This is a genomic window from Methylotetracoccus oryzae (genome assembly GCF_006175985.1).
GTDB classification, from domain to species: domain Bacteria; phylum Pseudomonadota; class Gammaproteobacteria; order Methylococcales; family Methylococcaceae; genus Methylotetracoccus; species Methylotetracoccus oryzae.
Genome location: NZ_SRSH01000005.1, coordinates 86,657 through 109,967 on the forward strand (window position 1 = coordinate 86,657; position 23,311 = coordinate 109,967).

The 23,311-nt window shown below is 60.4% G+C and carries 11 protein-coding genes; 5 read left to right on the forward strand and 6 right to left on the reverse strand.

Annotated features, from left to right (window positions below):
• Positions 1–69: 69 nt before the first annotated feature.
• The gene (gene glsA / locus BWR02_RS06800) at positions 70–1,911 is read left to right on the forward strand and encodes a glutaminase A (protein ID WP_139556995.1); all 1,842 of its coding nucleotides are present in this window, start codon (positions 70–72) and stop codon (positions 1,909–1,911) included.
• Positions 1,912–1,955: 44 nt separating this feature from the next.
• Here the strand turns inward: glsA and BWR02_RS06805 are convergent, their stop codons facing one another.
• Entirely contained in the window at positions 1,956–4,211 is a 2,256-nt protein-coding gene (locus tag BWR02_RS06805; protein ID WP_139556996.1) for a CHASE2 domain-containing protein, read from the reverse strand.
• Positions 4,212–5,373: 1,162 nt separating this feature from the next.
• On the opposite strand from BWR02_RS06805, the gene BWR02_RS06810 reads away from it, so the two are divergent.
• Positions 5,374–6,114 (forward strand): hypothetical protein, encoded by a 741-nt coding sequence (locus tag BWR02_RS06810; protein ID WP_162560052.1) that lies wholly within the window; start codon positions 5,374–5,376, stop codon positions 6,112–6,114.
• 185 nt (positions 6,115–6,299) lie between these two features.
• Here BWR02_RS06810 and BWR02_RS06815 read toward each other — a convergent pair whose 3' ends face one another.
• Positions 6,300–6,956, reverse strand: a complete 657-nt coding sequence (locus BWR02_RS06815) for an HD domain-containing protein (RefSeq protein ID WP_139556998.1) — start codon at positions 6,954–6,956, stop codon at positions 6,300–6,302.
• 387 nt (positions 6,957–7,343) lie between these two features.
• Between BWR02_RS06815 and BWR02_RS06820 the strand changes: the two genes are divergently transcribed.
• Together BWR02_RS06820 and BWR02_RS06830 are read left to right on the forward strand one after the other, a co-directional pair.
• Complete coding sequence (locus tag BWR02_RS06820) at positions 7,344–10,754, forward strand: tetratricopeptide repeat protein (protein ID WP_162560053.1); 3,411 nt, start codon at positions 7,344–7,346, stop codon at positions 10,752–10,754.
• A gap of 860 nt (positions 10,755–11,614) precedes the next feature.
• Complete coding sequence (locus BWR02_RS06830) at positions 11,615–12,421, forward strand: hypothetical protein (RefSeq protein WP_139557001.1); 807 nt, start codon at positions 11,615–11,617, stop codon at positions 12,419–12,421.
• Between the two features lie 118 nt (positions 12,422–12,539).
• On the opposite strand, the gene BWR02_RS21245 is transcribed toward BWR02_RS06830, so the two are convergent.
• From BWR02_RS21245 to BWR02_RS06850, 4 genes are all read right to left on the reverse strand, one after another.
• Positions 12,540–17,702, reverse strand: coding sequence for a peroxidase family protein (locus BWR02_RS21245; RefSeq protein WP_139557002.1), 5,163 nt, complete (start codon positions 17,700–17,702; stop codon positions 12,540–12,542).
• Positions 17,703–18,078: 376 nt separating this feature from the next.
• The gene (locus tag BWR02_RS06840) at positions 18,079–18,681 is read right to left on the reverse strand and encodes an SCO family protein (protein ID WP_139557003.1); all 603 of its coding nucleotides are present in this window, start codon (positions 18,679–18,681) and stop codon (positions 18,079–18,081) included.
• Between the two features lie 35 nt (positions 18,682–18,716).
• On the reverse strand, positions 18,717–20,492 hold the full coding sequence (locus BWR02_RS06845) for a multicopper oxidase family protein (protein ID WP_139557004.1): 1,776 nt from the start codon (positions 20,490–20,492) through the stop codon (positions 18,717–18,719).
• Positions 20,493–20,575: 83 nt separating this feature from the next.
• Positions 20,576–21,226, reverse strand: a complete 651-nt coding sequence (locus BWR02_RS06850; RefSeq protein ID WP_162560054.1) for a sensor histidine kinase — start codon at positions 21,224–21,226, stop codon at positions 20,576–20,578.
• Between the two features lie 644 nt (positions 21,227–21,870).
• On the opposite strand from BWR02_RS06850, the gene BWR02_RS20820 reads away from it, so the two are divergent.
• Positions 21,871–23,286, forward strand: coding sequence for a sensor histidine kinase (locus BWR02_RS20820; RefSeq protein WP_268921399.1), 1,416 nt, complete (start codon positions 21,871–21,873; stop codon positions 23,284–23,286).
• The last annotated feature ends 25 nt before the right edge of the window (positions 23,287–23,311 follow it).

Sequence of the window (23,311 nt, forward strand, 5' to 3'; positions counted from 1 at the left end):
CCTTCCCTGCTGGGGCGGCATCAATAATGCTTTCACTACCAGCAGAACCATCCAGAGCGAGGGGATAACGTGATACCCGAAGGGAACGCACTACAGCAGTACCTGAATACCCTTTACCGCGACTACGCGGCGCTCGACGAGGGCGAAGTCGCCAGCTACATACCCGAACTGACGAAAGCCGACCCTGCCTGGTTCGGGATCGCGTTGGTTACGGTGGACGGGCATGTGTATCAGAGCGGCGATACGCGACAGGCCTTCACCATCCAGTCGATATCGAAGGCGATCACCTATGGGCTGGCATTGGACGATAGCGGCATTCCCAGCGTGCTGGGCAAGGTCGACGTCGAGCCCTCCGGCGAGGCTTTCAACGAGATCAGCCTGGAGCCGGGTACCGGCCGTCCGCGGAACCCCATGATCAATGCCGGAGCGATTGCCACCGTGGCGCTGATCGCTGGTGATACGGCGGATGAGAAGCTCGCTCGGATGCTCAAGACCTACGAACGCTATCTCGGCCGTCAGGTGACGATAGATGAGGAGGTTTACCGTTCCGAAAAGTCCACCGGTCACCGCAACCGAGCCATCGCCTATCTGCTGCGCAATTCCAACATCATCGAGAAGGACACCGATGAGATTCTGGACGTGTACTTCAAGCAATGCTCGATTCTCGTGGATTGCCGCGATCTGGCCCTGATGGGTGCCACGCTGGCCAACGATGGTGTGAATCCGATCACGAGCGTGCGGGCCCTGACCAGTCCGCTGGTGCCGAAGGTGCTAAGTGTCATGAACTCCTGCGGCATGTACGATTATTCCGGCGCGTGGGTGTACGAGGTTGGCATGCCGGCCAAGAGCGGTGTCGGCGGCGGTGTCATGGCCGTGTTGCCCGGACAATTCGGTCTGGCGGTGTTCTCGCCGAAGCTGGATGTTCGCGGCAACAGCGTGCGCGGTATCGCCGCCTGCAAGAAGATATCCAGCGACTTCGGGCTGCACGTCCTGCAGACCGGGCGCATGACGACCACCTCCGTCATCCACGTGCGCTATAACGCGGCCCAGATTCCCTCGAAGCGCTCGCGGGCAGCCATACAGACACGCGCGCTGAGCACGTTGGGAGAACGGGTCGTCGTTTTCGAACTCGCGGGCGACCTGGTTTTTTCCTCGGCTGAGATTATCGTCAGCGAAGCCATGGGCGCGATGGACACGGCAGACTTCCTGATTCTCGACTTTCGCCGAGCACCGCGCATCGCTCAGGGTGCCGTCTGCCTGTTGGTGGCCTTGATTCAAAGCCTCGGTCAGGGCGGCAAGACGGTATTGCTGACAGGCATAGCGGATAAGTTCGACGTGGCGCGCGAGATTCGACGGCGCGTGACGGCTGTCGAACTGGAGCCTCTACTGGGCTGCGAAGACGTGGATCACGCACTGGAGTGGTGCGAAGATCGCTTGCTGGCCGATCACGCGGCCACAATCTCGACCGAGGTCCCCCTGGCGCATCAGGCATTTTGCGAGGGTTTCTCGCCTGAGGAACTGGCGGGACTGGAAGTCATCATGGAGCGTCGGGATTACGCCCCCGGGGCCGCGGTCTGCAGGGAGGGAGAAGTCGCCGAATCGATTTTTTTCATCCTGCGTGGCCAGGTCAGTGTCAACATTCCGTTGGAACACCGGCGAGCGGGACGAATCTCGATGTTGTCCGCCGGCTCGGCCTTCGGCGAAATGGCACTATTCGATCAAGGCGTGCGCACTGCCGACATCATTGCCGACGGCCCGGTTACCTGCCTCGAACTGGACTTCGCGCGCCTGGAGGCCGACTCATCGCCACTGCACGCACGGATCCGCTACCAACTGGTGCGTAATATCGCCCGAGGACTGAGCCGGAAACTGCGGCAATTGACCGGGGAAGTGCGCTTGTTGCGGCGGTGAAAAAAGGTGGCGCGCCATCGCTCGCGTGCAGGGAGAAATCCGGGCTATTTTGCGTCCAGTGCGACGACCAGCGGCTTTGCGGGTAATTCGGCAGCCATGAGGAAGCGCCGACACCGCGCCAGATGGAACTTGGTCGGCCCGTCATCCGGAAACCTGTCCTGCAGGGCCGAAAAGGCGTGCTCGGCTTCCCGCCAGTCTCCCGAGGCCAAGGTCTGCATCGCCTGCTCGAAATCCGCGCAGAGGGTCAGCTGCCTCTCTTCAGCCGTCGAACGTAAGGCGATGACCTCGACGACCGGAAGCGGCGTGGTCTTGCCCACGAAGCAGAAGTCGCCGACATGCCGCAATAGCAGATCGTTCACCCCTTCCACCGCCGCCTGCGTGGCGAGGATCTGCGTGCCCATCTGCTTGTTCAAGCCCTCCACGCGGGCGGCCGTGTTGGCACAATCGCCGACGATGCTGTAGACGAAATGGCCTCCCCCACCGGCATGCCCCACGTAGGCCATGCCGACTTCGAGGCCGATGCGCAAAGACTGCGTCAACAGTGAGTAACGCTCCTTGAAGGTCGCCATCGCCTTTACCGCGTCCAGTGCGCCGAGAATGGCTTGGTGCCGGACCGCGACCGTTTCTTCATCCGACGTCCAGGCACACATGATTCCGTCTGCACGGAACTCGACGACATCCACGCCGTTCTCGCGGAGCGGTTGCGACAGGGTGTCGAAATAGTCGTTCAGGAAGACGGCGAGCTCCTTCGGCCGCAACTGTTCGGAAATCGTCGTGAATCCCGCCATGTCCGACGCGAAGCAGCAGCTGTAGGCCACACGGTTGATCGCGGAGGGATCCAGGACCTTGTCCGTGAAGTCCCTCGCTACCCCTTCCGGAAGATAAAAGCTGATGGCCTCCGTGGCCTTGTTCTTTTTGTGCCGCTCCAGCAGGTATTGGCTCACCAAACCAATGAAAAGGGCCAGCGGTAACTGCACCAACATCGGGATGGCCAGCGGCAGCCAGCCATGAGTCTGAACGAAGGCCTGATAGACGCCGAATGCGTAACCGCCGCCGAGCAGGAGTGCGAGAGGAACGCCGGCTATCGCTGGAAGCAGATAGACCATGCTGCCGAGCAGACCGCCCACGATAGCCAGTACCGCGGCAATGGTGAACGGACTGGAGGGTTGCAGCCCCTGTTCATGCAGCAGATTGCCGAAAGCGGTCGCGGCGATCTCGACACCGCTCAGGTCAACGCCGTCGTCGTTGGTAAACACCGTGTAGAACCGATCCGGCTGTCCGGGGTCGTAGAGATCCGAGTAACCGACGAAGACGACCTTCCCATTGACATCGGGGGGCGGGTGTCCGCTTCCGAGGTCTTCGCTGTTCATGACGACATGGTAGGGTATGGTTGCGATGGTGCCTGGCGGACCGTAGAAGTTCAGGTAGCGATGATCATCACCGGCATAGAGGCTGATCAGCGACTTGGCGGTCTGCCGCTGGCCCGGATCCGGGATGCGGGCGGGATCCTGCTCCAGAAACTGTCTCAGCGCAGGTGCCAGATGAGGGGCCTTCTGGAACAGGTGCCGGGTGTGCGCCATCAGCTTGCGGAGCTCGACTCCGCGCAGGTCTCCTCCGCGGGGCACCGTGACGGTGCCCTCGCCGCCAAGCCCTGATGCCTGCAGAAATGCCCAGAAATTCGGCTGTGTCCTGAGGGCGTGGACTTGCAAGGCAACTGCCGGCATCGTCGCCGCGTCGCCCACACTGGGCTTGAAGGCCCAGAAATCGTAAACCGCTACTTGCACCTTTGGCAGGGGAAACGGCCCCAGGCCCTTCGCGGCGTTGGCCAGCGGCGCGACCGGCGGCACGAGTTGCTCCAGCCACACCGAGCCGGAGGGTTTGCCGCTCGCGTCCAGGATCATCTGGCGCTTGCCGACGAGCTTCGCCGCCAGGACGACCCGGTTCGATCGTTCGATTGCTTGAGCAAAGGCCGAATCCTCCTCGGCGGTTTTCTCCGTCTGAAAGTCGAAGTCGAAGACGATGGATGAGGCGCCCAGCGCCGTCAGACGGTCGACCAAACGGGCATGCACGGACCGGGGCCACTCGCGCGGTAGCCGCGAGAGTCCGAGGTGAACCCCGGTCTGATCGTCAATCGCGATGACGGCGACTTCCGGGGGTGGGTCGATGGCTCCGCGAAGCTTGAAGAGCCATGCCAAGCCAAAATCCTGCTCGACGCCGTGTCCCAAGGGGCTGATACCCAATACGGTGCCGACCGACGCGGTGGCTAAGCCAGCGAGCAGGCCCTTTACCCAGCGGCGCATGCCCTAGCCAGTGGGATGTTGGTTGGTGAGCGCTTGTTGAAATGCATTCTTTATCGGGAAGTCAAGAACCTATCGTTGCGCCGGGGAACGGCTAATGGCGATTTCTCGCCTGTCGACGCGGCGTTGGAGTAGTCAGCAAATCCAGTGCCGGTAATACGTTGCGCCCCGTGGCCAAGTCGGAATCATCAGGATTTTTCCCTGCCCGGAGTTTACGACACTCAAACGGATTTCCGCGATTGGCGCGTAATGACCCCAATGCTGCACCCGTAGATAACATGTGCGATCAGCGTACGACGCGCCTTTTTTGGGCGCGCGTGTCGTGTCAAGCACCGTTTGCGTGCAAAAAGAGGGCTGTCACGGTCCGCTTGTCGAGCGAACGGCGCAACAGAGACGTAATTGGCCGGGTTTTCCGTCATGCGTGGTATGGTACACGTGTAGCGGTACACCCTGTTGGCACAGGGAGAGCCTCATTGAGGAAGACCGCAGATGTGTAACGCCGACCGGAGACCCAACGCTACGGGCAGGTCGCGCTTGCAGGGTCTGTTCGAGAGTACCGGGGGGGGACGCTCAGCAACAACTTTAAAGAGCCATCCATCATGAGTTCACCCCGCCAGAGTCAAAAACACGCACCGGCGCCCGCGCTTCTTGCCAGTGCGACACCGCCTTTTTCCATCATTCCCGCTGAAGCAACTCGGAGCCTTCGCACCGCCGCTGTCAGAAGCGGCCGTCGATCGGCACGCAGCGACTCCACCAGCGCCTTCCGTTCGCACGCCTTGAACTGACAGCTCGCGGCCTGTCCGGAGATCGCCCTCGGCAATCCACGGTAGCGTTTGTTTCCACCGTGACAAGCCGGGGCAGGTTTCTCGCGCGCCCTGACACGCCAGGTATGCGTGATTGCGCCCTCGGCCAGTGACGCGCACCGTCTCGATGCTACCGACACTATTTTTGGCCTGAACGGAGGCAGGCCACGGGGGAGAAAGGATGCGGCTATTGGCGACACGTGGCTCTCGGACAGGATGGGAATCTACGGCGTCGTGAGTGAGGGCCTACTCGTTATTCATGTTGGAGAACAAACATGTATCGAACTGTTAAATCAATGATCCTATTTGGATCAGCTCTGTTCCTTGCTTCATTCCGGTTAGGCGCAACGGAAGCTGTGACGGTGCTGGACCTCGAAGGGAATCCAAGCTGCAACGCGCTCGCGCTGAATTCCGTTTTGCAACTTTCCGATAACGTGCCACCAGCCGCTGGAGGGACGAAAACCATTTCCGCCGTGGGCGGCCCGACCATCACCTACACGATCGATGCGGCCGGGACAGGAATCAGCCAATGGAACGTGGTCGGGAGCCCGCAGACGCCCGTGAACTTTGTGATTCTCAAGGCCAAAGCTGTAAAGCCCTCGGGTTACAAATCCTCGCAATCGCAGACGACTGCGAGCGCTGGAGCGAGGGTGTTTCACTTTTCGCCCGCGGGTACGGTGCAGGACACTCTGGAAGAGGCGCCGGGCTTGGTCGCGCAAGTCAGCTTCTGCTACGGCTTGGCGATGCCGGCAAACCCGGGGGGCACGCAAGCCCTGCCCGAGTGTTCGGAAATCAGCGACCAATTGGACGAAACCGGCATAGCCTGTCCGACAGACGGCAGCAAGCGTGTGATCTACAGCTTTGATCCGGATGCTCCGAACTGGAACGTCACGGCGTGTACGTGCAACGCAACGCTGACGGCCTGTAACCCAAACGCGTCTTACCCCGACGATCCGGACGCCTGCCCGTCCGGCGCCGTCAAGCTGCCTCGGGTTCCGGTCCAGGTGGAGGCGGTCGAGGATCCCTTCCTTTGCTCTACCATCGGCGGCAGTCGGACCTGCAAATGCGTCGACAGTAACAAGGCTGTCGCTGGCTGTCAGTAGCGCTCTATCGAGGGCCTGCGCGATGAATGCTCTGCTGCCCTCGGCGCCATCTGCTTTTCCGGCCGCATTGCAGCGGCCGGAAAAGCCAGGCAGTCAGTCCGGTGCAGCGGGTTCGTCGCGCTTGCTGAATGAAACAACCGCCTGCACAACCCGATAAGGGTTTCTCGTCGACCGAGACCGCGCTTTCACTCGTAACCGGCAGCCTGCAAGCGCGCAATGAAGTTGCTGACATTCTCGCGTGCTGCATGCTCGTAGCGGGCGTGGAACCATTCCGTTCGAAAGATCCGCTCGCGCCCCAGCAGTCCTCGGAGGAAGCCGAGTTGGGCCGGAAAAAACGTATCGTCCGGAATATGTGCCGCTTCTCGCCTGATGTTGTCGCTGTCCTGCACATACTCGCTCCATTCCGAGGCCAACTGCGATAGGTCGATGTCAACCACGTAACATCCGTCCGCATCATTCGGCTCATCCCGATGGCGCGTCAGCAGGATGTAATGACACACGGTTCGAATGTGGTCCGGGTCATGCTGGTTGTGCGCCATGGTCTGAAACAGCGCGGCACTGTCCTGTTCGTTGGTTGCTGCGCCGGGGACATAGATTGCATCGTGCAACCATAACGCCATCTCGACGGCGTCCGGGCAGTCCATCAAGCCGGAGCATCCATCGAATTCGGAAAGACAGTGAGTCAGGTGCCCCCAGCCATGGTAGCGCCGTTCTCGTGCACCATAGTGGCGAAGCAGCGTATCGAAACGCGAGTCACCCTGGTTGGTAGCCCCGGCCAGCAAGCTGCGGCCCCACAATTCCCGGAAGCGTTTCCGCAAATCGATGCTCATATGGCTGGTCATGCGAGGTCTGTAGCTCCATTGGGGCTGCGCGGACACGCCAGGAAGCCGGTCCATTCGTTATTGACTAGCAAGGCTTAAGCCATCTGGGGGGGCGCAAGGCGCTGCCATGACCGTTTGCCCGTGCCCTGAAACTGTGCGGCATCGACTGATGGCGCCTCATAATCGCGCGTCCGTGACCGCCCTGGGTTACTCGTTCTCCCGCAACGACTTAGGGTATCTCCCGAAGCGGCGTGTCTGTGTCGACTGGAATGGAACCTGCTTACAAAACGCAACGTGATAAGCACCCTGCGTTGGCCGTCGCCGCCGGTGATGGAAGGCCCACGGCCGAGGAGCCTTGCTTGGCCTGATAGGGAACCTCGGGATCAGGAACAAAGAGGTGTAGCGACGATGCGAACGTTCTTGTGGCCGTCTCTGGCCGCGGTCTTGTTGACAAGCCTCGAAAGCCGGGCTGACGAAACGTGTGCACCCGTTGGTCGTCTGGCGTCCGTTGAGGGTAGCGTCGAAATCGCTCATGCCGACGAGAGTTCATGGCAGGTCGGTAGACTCGACGAGCGCCTATGCGAAGGCGATTCGGTCCGGGTTGGGGAGTCGAGCCGGGCGGCCGTGCAGCTCATCAATGACGCGGTGTTGCGCCTCGATCAGTCCACTACCATACGCCTACTGGACATCACTGCAAAAAAGGAGGAGCGGTCCCTGCTGCAACTGGTCGCCGGGGCACTGAAATCGTTCAGTCGCTCGCCACGGCACATGGCGGTCAACACCCCGTATGTGAACGGTATGATCGAGGGTACCGAGTTCGCGATGCGGGTCGACGGCGAACAAACCGAGGTCACGGTCTTCGAGGGAAAGGTTTCGGCGGTCAACAGTCATGGCAAGCTGGCGCTCACGCCAGGCCAGTCGGCGGTGGCGGCGCGGGGCGCGGCGCCGCGTGCGTACACTTTGGTCAAGCCGCAGGATGCCGTGCAGTGGACGCTCTACTACCCCCCGATCTTTTCGTTCGCCGAGGGGTCGGGTGAAGCGCATCCCCCCGCGGAATCCGATGCCCTGAAACGGATCATCGCAAGTGCGGCACGCGGCGACACCGTCGGCGCTTTGCAACTGGCAGCATCCGTCGCACCGTCCGAACGGACTCCCCGGTTCGACGCGACTCACGCGGCTCTGCTATTGCAAATTGGGCGCGTCGACGAAGCACGCGGTGCCATCGATGCGGCATTGCGGCGCGACCCGAAGTCCGGCCTGGCGTATGCGCTGCGCTCCGTGATCGCCGTCGTGCAGAACCAACGCGAATCGGCGCTGCAGGACGCGCGCAAGGCCGTCGCCTTGAGTCGAAGCGCCGCTGCCAAGATTGCGCTCTCGTATGTGCAGCAGTCGGCGTTCGAGATTCCGGCGGCCCGCGACACTCTGCTCGCTGCCGTAAGGGAACATCCTAACGACGCCAATGCCTGGGCGCGTTTGGCCGAACTGCAGCTGATGCTGGAGAACCGCAGCGAGGCCACGGAAGCCGCGCGCAAGGCGGAGGCACTGGCGCCGAATCTCTCACGGACACAGATGGTGCTCGGCTTCGCTGCGTTGGCCGAGTTCCGCGACCGGGAGGCCCTTCAGGCGTTCGAGCGTGCGGTTCGCCTCGATTCCGCCGACCCAATGGGCCATTTCGGACTCGGTTTGACACGCATTTATCGCGGCGACGTGCCCGAAGGCCGCAGCGAGCTCGAGGCGGCCGTGGCGCTTGGCTCCTCCAATGCCCTCCTCCGCGCCTATCTGGGTAAAGCCTATTTCGAGGAAAAGCGCCATCCGCTCGATGAGCAGCAATTCAGAATCGCCAAGGAACTCGATCCATCCGATCCCACCGCCTATCTGTATGACGGTATTCAGAAGCAGACCGTGAACCGTCCCATCGAGGCCCTGAAGGACATTCAGGCCTCGATCGACAAGAACGACAGTCGCGCTGTGTACCGGAGTCGGCAGCTGCTCGATCAGGACCGCGCGGCACGCGGAACAACGCTGTCCAGGGTCTACAAGGACCTGGGTGTGTTGCAGTGGGGCATCCGGGAAGCGACCAAGTCACTGATGCTGAGCCCGGCGGACGCCTCAGCGCATCGGTTTCTGTCCGACTCCTACCTCGGGATCCGTCGCCGCGAGATTGCGCGTGTCAGCGAGCTGCTGCAGGCCCAGTTGCTGCAGGACATCAACATCTATCCGATCCAGCCGAGCATCGCGGAGACCAACCTCAACATCCTGACGATCACCGGCCCCTCGAATCCCGGCTTCAATGAGTTCACGCCACTGTTCGAACGGAATCAGGCCAAGCTGTATGCCAGCGGCGTCGCGGGCAACAACAATACCTATGGCGGCGAAGGGGTCGTCGCGGCGGTCTATGATCGACTGTCACTCAGTGCCGGCGCTTACACCTATAACAGCGACGGTTTCCGACCCAACAACGGCATCAACCAGACGATCTACGATTTTTTCGCGCAGGCGGCGATAACGAACGAACTCAACGTCCAGGGGGAGTTGCGGCGGCGGAACTCCACCGAGGGTGACCTGGCCTTCAACTTCAACCCCGGCAATTATCTGGCAAACCAACGCATCACGCGCGATCAGGACATGGCGCGTCTCGGCCTGCGCTACTCTCCGACGACGCACTCGCACTTTCTGCTGTCGTGGATCTACAGCACACTCGATTTTACGGACCGGCAACCAAATCAACCGCTAGATCCCTTCTTGTCGTTGAACCTCAAGGCGGTAAACAGGCAGCCCGGCAATCAATACGAAGCCCAGTACATCCATGAATTCGATTGGCTCAATCTGGTGGCGGGAGCGTCCTACGCGAGCGCGTCCTACAACACCGACGTCGATGCCACTTTTACGGATCCCAGCGGGACGCCACTCTTCAGCGACAGTTTCTCGCAACGATATCCGGTTCAGTTTCCGCACGGGTACGTCTACCTCAACGCGAAGACACCGCAAAAGGTGACTTGGACCACCGGCTTCAGTTATGACGACTTCGAACAGGGGCCGATCAAGGAAACCAGCATCAACCCGAAGCTGGGCGTACAGTGGCAGACCACCCCTGACCTGCTGCTCCGAGCTGCGGCCTTCAAGACCATGAAGCCGGTACTGGTCAACAATAGGACCATCGAGCCAACGCAGATCGCCGGTTTCAATCAGTTGTTTGACGACATCAACGGCACGCAATCCTGGCGCTATGGCACGGGTTTCAACTGGCGCATCACGCCCGATTTCTATCTGGGCGGAGAAGCGACATGGCGCAGGATTCAGGAACCCCAGATCTTTCTGGATCAGAACAACTCACAGTCTGTCCTCTCTGAAGGCCGTCGGGAGCAGTTCCACGATCTCTATCTCTTCTGGACCATCACCGATCAGCTGATCGCGAAGTTGGAGTTTGTCTACGACGATTACAATGCGGCACAGGGCATCGCCACCGAGTTTGACAACCTTCCGACGCATGTCAGCACCATGAGCGCGCCGATCGGCCTCACCTACTACAGTCCGCAAGGCATGTTCGTCGGCGCAACCGGCAGCTTTGTCGACCAGACCGTACAGCGTTCAGCTAGCTCGGTGGATGCCAGTGGCAACGACAATTTTTTCCTCGTCGACGCCAGCATCGGTTATCGTTTTCCGAAGCGCTATGGGCTCATCAGTTTTGCCGTCCAGAATCTGATGGACACGAAGTTCCAGTATCAGGACGACAGCTTTCGGGAATTCCGTACCGAACCGGTGACGGGTCCGTACTTCCCGGAGCGGACGTTCCTGGGACGCCTGGTAATCAACTTTTGATGGTTGCACGCCCATTTCGCTTGGCCCATGGAGAGGTGGCAGATCCTTGCTACGAAGATGGCCTCATTGCCCTGCCGGAAACCGGTTCGTGCTGGGCCTCCAGTCTTTCGTTTCACAACACCAGAGAGTAGCAATATGAAATTTCATGGCGTCGGAATCGCTTTGTTGGTCATGTTCCTTACCTTAGGGCTTACGCGGACCGCCCTCAGCACGGAACTACCCAACTGTGAAGATCTCTTCGCGACGCAGAAACAGACGAACGGCAGAGGATTAACGATTTCTTGCAATTCGGGTGGGCCGCCCCAACTGGCGTATCTGATTGACCCCAATGATCCCAAGGGTGACCCTAAACTTTGCGGTTGCAATGCGGACTGGGTGAAGTGCAACCCTTATCGGAATAATCCGGACACCAATCCTGAAAGCGCTAACCCAGCAGCGGATTCGTCTTCGAAAAAGACGTGGACGCTACCCCCCTGTGTCGAGGGAACGGGAGGCCTGAAGGCTATTCCGAGTGGCTTTGAATATATCAATGACGGCACGACTGCCTGCACCACCATCGGCGGTACACGGACCTGTTTTAGGGCGCGTTGAAACGCCGCCGTTCGCTGAGTGGCGGGCCGTCCGGCGCGCCACCTGGCTCTAACACCTACTTCCACCTGATCGAAAGCATGCGCCTTAGCATTTTGCCTCCGGTTAGTGCGCGAATGCCTTGTCTGACAGAGAAACAATATCCCACCAGGGACTCCGCGCGGCTCGGATGACGCCGGTTTCCAGGTAAGATTAATGGCCCATGACCCGCGCGTCAGGCTTCTGGCATCGACTCGCGACTGCTAGCCGATCTCTCGCACCGATTCGATAACATGAGCAGTCGAAGAAGAAGCAAAGCAGGAACAGTCCTGCTTTCGCGCCGCGCCGCATTGATTGTTTCCCTGCTGGCCCTCAGCGGGGTACTTCTCTATTTCTATCACCGCACGCAGTGGGACCTCCTGTCCAATCTCGCGATGATCCCCTTGGAACTAATCGTAGGGGCCATCCTGGTTGAGGGTTATGTCGCCCGCAAGGAACAGGAAAAGCGTGCCAGACAATTGATGTTCATCAAAAGCTTCATCTTTCGATCGGAGTTGCGGAATCTGTATCTGGCGAACTTTGCAGCGCTGGCGCAGCCGGCCATTACGATGTCGATGATACGACGCGCCAACCTGGAGCAGTTGCGGGCCATGAGGGAAGCGGCGGCAAGCCCGCGCTACCGGTCTCCCGAGGAAATGGAGACGGTCATCATGGAGTATGTGGCTGCCTACCCGGTGTTTTACGGGTTCATGGAGTGGGCTATCGCCAACGATTCAGACGCGATCCTGGCGGAAATGGTCTTTGTGTTGCACTTTATACAGGACGTGAAGGTGTTCAAACGCATGAATCCTGACAGGCTCTACATGCACCAGGCGCAGCAGCACCCGCAGTTGATGGGAAAGGTCATGCGGCTGCTCGGTACCGGCATCGTCAAGTTCCTCGATTATGCTATCGAGCTTAACGTAAACCAGCCCACGACCTTTGACGATCTGCTCGCGGACTATGAGGCCGCAAGTCGGTCTCCGGCACTGCCACCGGAACAGGATACGTCGTCGGCGGCGGGACACACCCTGTTTCAGGCGCTGATGCGGAATTCCTGACCCCATCGACATCCCGCCGGGTAGCGGCCCAGGCCGCAGAAGCCGAAATGGTCGGGCGATGCTGCAAGGCATCGCCCGACCCACGACTCTCGATTCTGTCCTGTTCCCGAGAGTCGGATCAGGGATTCACGATGAAGTCACTGGCACCGATATTGGCAGCGGGTCTTGCGACCAACCTGATCGTTCCACCGCTGCTGATCGTGACCACGGTGTCAGCCCCCACCCCAGTGATGACGACTCGGCTGGCGAAAGTCCCCGCAGAGACGCCGAGTTGTCTGATGTCCAACAGGTCCTGTCCACCTGCGGGGTTTGCGTCGAAGCCGTTGATCACGTCGGAACCGAAACCAGAGGCAAAGCGGAACGTGTCGAGTCCATCGCCGCCATTCATGGTATCTGGGCCCGCGCCACCAACGAGTATGTCATCACCCACACCTCCGGTCAGGTTATCGGCGCCGGCACCTCCGTCAATGACGTCCGCCTGAGCGGATCCCGTGAGTGTGTCATCGCCAGCGCCGCCGTTGATGCGGGCGATGCTGGTCAGGGTCACGTTAGAGAAGTTCAGGATATTGGCGTCGCCGGTGCCGCGAATGATGACATTAGAGAAGCCGTTCCCGCTGATCTGTTCGACCCCGGTGAGCGAGCTCAACCCAATGAAAGTATTCGATGCGAGTGCTTCAATCCGATCCGTACCAGGCCCGCCGTTAACAGCATCGTACCCGCTGTTGAGACCGATCAGAATCAGATCATCGCCGCCATTGGCGTTGACCGTGTCATTGCCGGCGAGTGGTGAGATTTTATCCCTACCTCCCGTGCCGCTGAGGAAATCCGCTGCGGCAGTGCCGGTCATCACATTCCCGACGATACCCGAGAGTGCCGAGAAAACGGTTTCCAGTGTGCCGCGGTCGTCAATGAACGAAACGGCGATCCGGACGCGCTTGCCCACCTCCGCTGGTCCCGGAATGAACGTCAGGCCGGTTGCACCTGGGATGTCGGTGAAAAGCCCGCCGGAACTCTGTTGCCAGCGGAAAGCGAAGCTCGCTCCAGTCAGACCGTCTTCATCGGTAATTGCATCGATGTTCGCGGTGACCGGAGTCTGCGTTTGCGGCTCGGTTCCGGCTGCATCCAGCGTCGGAATGCCAACTGGCAGGCTATTCACGTTGGCGACCGCGTCGGTCGGGGCGGACGTTATGGTTTCCGCGTGCCCGGCATTGTCGGTGAAGTTGGCAACGACCCGAATTGCCTGTCCCACCAAGGCATCTCCCGGCGTGAAGCTGGTGCCAGTTCCGACGGCAGTCCAGGTCGAACCATTAAAGGCCTCCCAAGTCAGGACGATGGAGGCGGTGTTGACGCCTTGGCCATCCGTGAAGGCGGGGGTCGCTGTCAGTGCCTGATTCTCTGCGGGCGACGTGTCGCTGATATTGATTGTTCCGCTCGCCGGCGTGTTCGAGCCGACTGATCCTACCTCCAGGAATGCCTCCTGACCTGGGGGGCAATCGCCGTTCGCGTCGATTGCGTTGCAGAAGGCGAGACGTTCGATGTGGCGCAACGTGTCGGTACCGTCCAGCCCGGTCCCCCGGGCGTGAATCACGGTCACCACCCCCGCCGAGACGCTCATGTCATAGTCTTCCTGCGGACCTGAGAAAACGGCTGTATCGATGTCTGTTCCGGGAGTGCCGGGCACGATCTCACGCCGGATCTCGATAAACCCTGGATTCAGCACGCCGGTCTGCACATCGGTACGCAACGGGTTCATGCTATCGAACACTCTGACATCGTCCGGTGCGTAGGCTGCGGCGAGCTGGACGTTGAGCCACGCATCGCCGTCGATCAGGTCGTTTCCGCCGCGCCCTTCGATACGATCACTGCCGGCGCCGCCGAGCATGATGTTCCCGCCGGTAAAGGACGTCGCCCCTGCCGGCAAAAGCTCAGCCAGGCCGGCGATCCGCGCAATCCCCTCTTCGGTGAGTTCATTCCCGACCATCGCTGCGGCGTCGCGGCTGTCGCCCCTGAGGTTGTCGTTGAAGCGCCAGCCGGACACGGCTTCGACCAGATCATACCGATCACGCAGGGCGTCGACATTCGGCGGTAGCAGCGCCGAAATTTCCATGTCCGCGTTCGCTGCTGCCGGGTCGTTCTTGTGGGTGACCCAGTCGAAACCGAGCATGCCCTCGTTGCGTTCGATGCCCGGGCCGGTGACCATGATGTCGTCGCCGCCCTCGGCATCGTAGTCGTCATCGCCCCCGTTCCCGATGATCACGTCATTCCCGGGTTCGTTAGGATCGTCCTGGAACGGTGCCCCGTTGTCGCCCTGTAGCAGATCCGACTGGCCGCCGCCTTCGATCCAGTCGTCACCGTCGTCGCCGAATACCGTATCGCTGGAGTCGCCGGCAAAGATGACGTCGTTTCCCGGACCGCCAAAGGTTTCGGTCGGATCGGAGCCGCCGACGATGTAGTCGTTCCCCAGCCCGCCTTGATTGAGGTCGAAACCCGGTCCTGAGAAGAGCGCGTCGTTCCCGTCGCCCCCCTTCAGCACGTCGTCGCCAAAGCTGTCGGTCAGAATGTCGTCGCCATCGCCGCCGATCAGTTGGTCGTTACCCGCCCCACCTTCCAGACGGTCGTCACCTTCGTTGCCCCGCAAGGTGTCATCACCCAGCCCGGACCGGAGCCAGTCAGTGGCAGTGGTACCATTCCAGACCACATGCTCGGCACCCGCGAAGCGGATGGTCCCGTCGGACATTCGAGTCAACAGCGTGGACTCGTTGATCGAAGTGTTCGGGTCATCGACTATCGCCCCACTGCTTCCGAGAACCTCCACATTGAAGCGGAAGTCAGCCCGCGAGAATGCGTCGGCGGGCAGTGCGTTCGCGTCCGTGTTGCGCATGACAATCTCGGCGAAGGAATTGCCCTCCAGTTGGACCAGAAGGTTCAGCCCGGCGGTGCGGGACAGGTAGTAAAAGCGATCCCCGTCCTGAAGTTTTTCCAGTTGTGTCTCGAAGACGTAGTTGAAAGTCGAGCCCAGTAGGCCGCCAAACGGCGACTGTGCTTCTGCCAGACCACCGATCCAGAAGTCCACGTCCCCTAATCCGGTGGGGTGTTCTCCCCAATAGTCGCCGGTGCCCGTGATGAACGCCAGGCTGTCCTCAGGCGGGGTCAACGAGGACGCGGGATCGAGCAGAACTGCCGCGGCGGCGCGGCGCTGGGCCTGGGTACCGGCGATGGTCGGATGCGTCCCATAGGCTGCGATGAAATTGACCAGGGACTCGGGGTGACGCAGCCCAAGTCCGAAGTCGGCCCAGTTCTGGTAGGGGGCCAGCGCCGCATTGCCGGTCTCGTTGAAGAACGCCGCGCGCGCCGCCTGCAGACGTGGAATCCCCTCGCTGCGCCCCCGCGCCAGATTGATGGTGGCCAGATCCAGCGGGAGACCCAACAAGCGGTTGCGCAGGGCTTCGGTGACGAACTCGTCCAGTTCGTTGCCCACCTGGTCGGTCATTCCGCGGAAGATGCTCCCGGCTGCCAGTCGGGCATCCAGGGTTCCTGATGGGCCCTGGTTGAAGGCCAGGGGGTTCAGGAAGGCGTCCAGCAGCGGGATATCAAAGGCCGCGCCGCTCGCCGCGTTGCGGGCCACGACCTCGGTGAGCATGGAGTGACCGAAACGGTACACGGTGTGCGCAAACTCAGCTGAAATCGCCGGATCGATTTCGGTGTGGTAGCTGGCAAACACATTGACCTGTGGCTGAACCTTGCGGGCAAACTCCTCGAACACCAGATGCTGGTATTGCATCTCGGTGACGAAGCGCGCTGCTTGAAAAAGACGTTCGCCATACTCCCATCCTGAGGCCGCGTTAGAGGCTTTCCATTGGTCCTTCTGGGCTGCCGGGAGGGCGTTGATCAAGTCGTTCAGGTAGACAGCCAAACGGTTATGTTCCGCATGGAACACGGTATGAATGGCCGTCAGGCCGATGTTCTCGTTGCCCCGACCGTCCCCGGTCAGGAAATGGGCGTTCAGCAACTCATCGTCGTAAGTGCCGGCATCGGCCAGGGGGCCGGGAGGGTTGACCTCCTCGTCCGAGTCAGGCGTCAAGCCCGAGCGGGGGACGGCGTTATGCGCAATGTCGTCGAGGAAGGCATGTCCGGTTCGGACCGCACCCAGGACGGAAATCGGTGCGGCCGGGTCGCCCTCTCGCAATGCATTCCCGGGGAACACTACTTGGGGAAACCCGTTGGGCCCCGGGACGAAGTGGCCGTACGGGTCGGTCGCCAGCAGCGGGACATTCGAAATGTCAGCGTCTGTCAGCTGAATGCCGAGCAGTTCGGCCGCCTGCGCCTTGACGTCGCTCCAATTCGCGATATTGCCGGCAATCTGGCCGTCGAGCAGTTTGCCCGAGGGAATCGGCCGGTTGCTCTCGTCGAGCAGATACGCGCGCAGAAAAACCTGGTGCGACGGGTGCGAAGTATAGGTTTGATTCTGGTCGACGAACGGGGTGGTGGTATTCGTTGCCTCCTGAATGTCATCGGCGGTTCCCAGGGTATTGTCTGGGCCAGGGAGATTCGTGGCCCGCGTAAGAACCATGAAGTTGGTCGGACTGCCGGGGATGTACAGCGGATCATCCGGACGCAGTGGCATGAAAACGGTACCGCCGCCCTTGGTGACGAGGTCCAGGCCATGGTCGAAAAACTGCCCGAAAAGGGTAAAGGTCGAATTGTAGGGCGCTGACAGGCCTTCGTCGGGTGCTCGGTTCGGGATGAAAAGGGTTCCGAATAGATCCTCTACCGCGCCTTCCCCCGCGGCAGCCACGGCGGCTGGATTAGTGTCCGTCTGGTCAACGATCAGATTACTCACGAGGCGCGGAACGGAGTCCTTGACCAGGCCGAATTTCTGCGAGTAGCTGGTGTCCTCCTCGGCTGGACGAAAGGACGGAGGAGCCAATCGGGGAAAGACGCGGTCTGCGGCACCGAATTCCTCCTGACCTTCGATCAGGTTGTTGCAGCGCCCGTCCACCGTTCGCAGGCCATAAGGCAATAGCGGTGACGGGATCTGGTCGCGCAGGGCGGAACAAGGATACCCCGATACGGCCACATGACCTTCGGCAATCTGAATCTGGGTCAGGATGAAGCGCAGATCGGATGCGTTGAGGGTAAAACCAAGCGCCGGCGCGGCTTGCACTTGGGGAGCGGGCAGCGACAAGAGGCCGGTGCCCATCAACGCCGAGGAAGATAACACCCGGTATACCGCCATTGCGGTGCGCTTCATGCGCGAGACATGGTTTGGAACAAAATTCATGGCGGCAGCCCCCTGTTGGCGATGGGATAGGATTGATGCGCTCGTAGCGAGCGGGTAGCCAAGGGTAAGCCCTTACAGGGCGCGTGATTGTCGGAGCGTCCACCGACAACCGTGTCCGCTAATTCACCTACATTCGATTAGTAGGGTTTTTGGGTCGGTAATTGACGGAGCCCACGCGCGCTGTTTTATCTCCTACTGTCTCGATCCGATAGCGGAACGCGGGTCATTCACATAAGGGAAGCCATGGTCTGCGGCCAGCTTGTCCAAGATTTGTGCTGTGTGGAAGCTGAAAACCCAATGGTGACGGTTGCTCCGTTCGGCGCAGGCCAGAACGATGAGGCTGATATGCCTGTGAAAAAGGGCGTGTCTCGCGGTATCAGCCGGTATAAATAATTGTGCGATCCACGTGGTTGACGGTCGCGAGGATCTGATCGGGCTCGGCCATTACGGGTGCCATAGTCCAACGCCGATACGCATCATTCCCGATCCGAAGGACTGCGGTATGGGTGTTGCTGTCATCATCGAGCAAGGGGTCTGGGTCAACGAAGCCGAGGTGGTAACGCAGATCTCGGATAGCTTCCACGCCGGCGGTAAGAAAGGTCCAGCCGTGCTGGACACGATGCCTTTCAGCGTATTTCATGAGTACGTGTTGGTCGTCCTCGTCAGGCTTCAAGGTGATCGAGTACATGAAGACGTCGCGCCCTACCCGTTCGCCCAACAGTTGTTGTAGCCGCAATAGGTTCCGCGTGCCGAGCGGACACGTGTTCTCGCACCGGGTGTACATCATGTTGATAACCGCGATCTTGCCGCGAATGAGGTCGTCGTAAAAGCGAACACTTCGGCCATCGTGAGTCTGCACCAGGGTGTTCGGGAGACCCTGAGCGAGTGCCGGCGCGCGGAGCGACCGCCTGGCGCTCAAGGCATAGCCCGCCAATGCGACGCCGGCGATTCCGACCAACAAGTCTCTGCGTGTCTTCATGGCAGTTTTCCCATCTCGTGTAAACGGGCGCTCGGTCAGTCTTTGATGTCCCAGCGGACCATCATTGCGTGATCCTCGTGTGGCAGGTTGTGGCAATGCATCACGTACTTGCCGACAAAGTCACGGAAACGCAGGAAAACCCGCAGGGTGGTATAAGGACCCAACACAAAGACGTCTTTGCGGCCCTGCTCGTGCAGCGGCACCGTTGCCGGAACGCCCCTCACGGTCTTGCTCAGGATGCGCCCCTCCTCGAAATGAACGTGAATCGGATGGGACCAGCCTCCGGAGGGATTCACGAGTTCCCAGATCTCGGCAGTGCCCCTGCGCACTGTGGCGCGCGCCGACTTGACGTTGACGAGCCCGTCGTTGACGGTCCATAGCCCTCCCTTGCGCGCAAACTCCCAGCGCCGTATCGGTGCCGCGGCGATGTCCTCGGGATCCAGTACCGGCAGCGGGCGGAGTGCGGGCGGCACACGGCTCAGATCCGGGGAAGGCGGATCGCGATCCACGACTATCTTCAGCACGCGCGTTCCAGGCTTGCGAACGTCCTTGGGTCCGCGAGTCGATTCCTGCCGCAGTCGATTGACGAGGTAGAGTACGGTGCCCCGGGGATAATTCGCGAAATTGACAACCAGATCAGCGCGTTCCGCTGGCGCGATCCGCACCCGATCCCGCGTCAGTGGCGCCGGCAACAGGTTTCCGTCATTGGCGATATGACTAAAGGACTGAACGGCATCACTTGCAGTCACTAGGTAGAACTCATAGAACCGTGTCGGGCCGGCATTCAATAAGCGCAGGCGATAGCGTCGGCGCGCGACGCGAAGGACGGGTTCGATTTTGCCGTTGACCGTGATCTTGTCGCCGAAGGTACCCTCCGGGTCCATCGCGTCAAAATAGTGTGTGCCAGAGAGATCGAAACGCTTGTCCTGAAAGAGAAGAGGATAGTCATAGGGGTGACTGGGCAATTTCAGCGCCGCCGGATTGGGATCCTGCTCGTCGCCCGAGTCGAGTTCATCATGTAGCAGGTAGAATCCCGCCAGCCCGCGTGATGCGTTACTTGCGGTGAAATCCAGCGTATGGTCGTGGTACCAGAGCGTACCAAGCGCTTCGCGCGGATCGCCGATTCCGCCATACTGATCGAGACCGGCATAAACGTTGGGATAGAAGTAATCGGAGAACTGGCCAGGAGCGGACAAGGTGGGACCGGCCTTCGAGGCACTGAAATAGTCGCCCGGAAACCCGTCACTCTCCGACGGTGCGTGCAGGTTATGCAGGTGCATGCTGATCTCGGGCGTGCCGAAACCGACGTGATCCTGCGGCAGATCGTTGAACAGCCGGCATATGATCGGTTGACCATAACGCGCGATGATCGTTGGGTTGAGTTGGTAACCTTGGGTGGTGTTGCCTTCGTATCCCCATACCCGCTGAGGCGGGTAAGCCGGGTGGAAGACCCAATCAGCGACCTCTTTCGCGCGTAACTCATAGAGATCGGCTTTGCCGGGAGGCAACTCGGGTTGTTCGAAGAACTCGTCCCAGCGCTGATGTTTGTCGCGGCCGCATTCACCGCTTTCGCCGTTTGGTACTCCCCTTGGCGCGGGTGTCAGTTCGCCCCTGCTCAGCGCTAGCGCGACGACCTGGGGCAGTTCCTCGAGCCAGGGCGTGGTCGGTGGACTAGGGGGCATCTCAGGTACCACCGCGCCGCTGGTCCGGGGTGCCGCAATCAGGCCGATGGCTGGCGCGCTACCCGCCAATTTCAGTAGGGCGCGACGGCCAGCATCCACCTCAGGGTCGATCACTTGCTCATTCTTCATTGTGCATTCCCTCCGTTCCGAGACCCATAAGCTCCGTAGTGCAGACCACGGATGCCGTTTTTTTGACTTATCTGAGATTACGCCTACTGCTGATTCGGTAACGCCTGGTTACTCTTGTCCCGGAGCAGCTGCAAAGCTACCTGGCTGTCACAGGAAGGCAACTCGGCTGGGGTTTGAGATTGGGCCAAGGGCACGACGATCTCGACGACCGTACCCAGACCAGGGCGACTATGAACCTGCGCGTGACCCATTACGGACTCGGCGTGTTCCGTGATCATCCGCAAGCCGAGGCTTTGTTCCCCCTGGACTCGATGCTCCATATCAAACCCGACGCCATCGTCGAGGACACGCAAGCTCAGGTAGTCGCACAGGCGGGTGTCCACGACGACGTAGATCTGTGTGGCCTTCGCATGCCTTAGGGCGTTATCGAGGGCCAGGCGCACGGCAAGGAAGCAGTGCACCTTCACGTCCTCCGCCAGTCGGATCGGGTGTTGCTCTGCCGACACCCGCGGACAGATAGCGCCGCGGGCAGCAATGAGCCCGCAGTGGACCCGAATGGCATCGACAATCATCAGGCGCTCCAGGAACGGCGGGTTCAGATCATCACTTACGTCGCGCAGTGCCCTTATCGCACGGTTAACCTCGGTGAGCATGTCATCGATGAGCGTCTCTGGGGACCATGCGCCATCCTGCTCTGCCCTGAGACGCTTCAGTTCAAGTTGCACAGCCTGCATTGATTGCGCCGCAACCTCATGGAGGATGCTGGCACAGCGCCTTCCGGATTCGCGTTCTGCGTCATCCCGAAGTTTTCGAACATGCTGCAACCGAGGGCATGGATCTCGGCAAGGCTGGCTCGGTGTGTCACCTGCCGCGCCATCCCGGCTGCCATGGGATCTCGACGCCATTGCTTTGCCCTCCTCCCCGTCCGGTCCATACACCTGAAAGGCTCGTTCTCCTGAGCAAAGGATACGGACCTGACCAAAGGAGGGTTGTCGGGGTGTCGACGCACGGAGTTGTCCGCAAATTCGCCTACACGGTGGGGCGGCTGGCTACCGTCACACCAGAAGAACGAGGAACCCCAGGGACGCGCGGTCTCGCGGTTTCTTCTGTCGTCAAGGAAGCGGGTGTCGGTCGGTTCGCAGGAGCTCAGCAGCGCAGCTACCGGCCTGTCGCCAGATGGCAGTCAGCGGATCAGCGATACGTCGTTACGTGTTTTTACGTATTGTCGGCTCGGTCTACATCTGTTTGCATAATCTGCATGAGAACCCTATTGGGGGATCGGGTTTTCTATGAGGCTTTGTTGTCACCGTTGAGCGCGGATCCGCGGCATCGCACTCCTCAGCCGAGATCCTCGCGCGGCACGCCAGTTGGAAAAAATATGTCGCTACAAACGAATGCGTGTGTCGAGGAGGCTCCTCCCCGGTTTTCTCAGCCTTCGTATCACCCACAAGACGGGCGCAGGCCGCGTCTGCCGCCCACGGGCGAGTGCGGACAATGCTCGGTAAGCGTCCATTTGGCTTGGGGAGAGCATGACGGTTCCAGCGGAGTCGCGGCGCGGTCGGGGAATCTCCGTGAAAAGGCGGAAGCGCTATCTGAAACAGCGCGCTATGCGGCCGCGATGCGGGCAATTGGCGACGGGATTTGGGAATGGCAGATCGCCACCGACCGGGCGTACTTTGACGAACGCTACTATGCCCTCATCGGGTATGAATACAATGAATTCCCGGCGTCTTATGCTGCCTGGCGAGAGCGTGTGCATCCAGACGATATTCGGTGTGCGGAAGCCAGCCTGCGCCATAGCGTGGCAGCGGGAACCGGATTCGAGATTCAGTTTCGTATGAGGCACAAATCCGGTTACTGGATCTGGATTGTCGCGCGCGGTAGGGTTATTGAGCATGATGCTGCCGGGCGTGCATCCATCATGGTCGGAACATTGACCGATGTCACGGCCCGAAAGCAAACCGAACAGGCGTTGCTTGAACGGGAGAGGGTTCTTTGGTCGGCCAATTCGCAATTGACGGAGATCTTGCGCGCTCACACGACAGCACTGTCGGCCGAGACCGCCCATCGCATGACGGCCGAATCGGAACTCTTGAAGGCAAACGAGCAGTTGACAGTGGTCGCTGCCGCCTGCTGTCGCTTGGCCCAAGACTTGGCGCTGGCGGAGGAGCGTGAACGCAAGCGCATCTCTCGACTGCTGCACGATCATCTGCAACAAGTTCTCGCCGCCGCCAAAGTCCGTATAGCCCGCGCAGCGGCAGTGGCGCCTCTTTCCATGCAGACATCGTTGATGGAGGTCGCCGCGCTCCTGACGCGGTCTTTGGAGATCTCTAGTTCCCTCAGTACAGAACTCTATCCTCCGGCGCTGATGGTCAGCGGGCTCAAGGGCGGATTGGAGTGGTTGGCTTGCTGGATGCGCGACACGCACCGCCTGCGGGTTAACTTGAAAATGCAGGAGCTAGTGTCCGCCATACCTGACTCACACGCGATCGTCGTTTTCGACGCGGTGCGCGAACTGTTGTTCAACACCGTGAAACATGCGGGCGTTGACTCGGCCCGCGTGGCCATGAGTCAGACGAAGGGACGTAAACTGAAGGTTGAAGTAAGCGACCGTGGCTCGGGCTTCGATCCAGCAGTCGTGCTGAGAGAGGGAGGCCTACAAGTGAGTCTCGGCTTGCCTGGTATTCGAGAACGCGTCTTGTCGATTGGGGGGGAATTTGTCGTAATGAGTTCGCCGGGGAATGGAAGTCGCTTTAGGATCATCGTTCCCGTGGATACGGGAACGTCGGCCTGACAGTGCCGCACTCACTCGGCCGTTG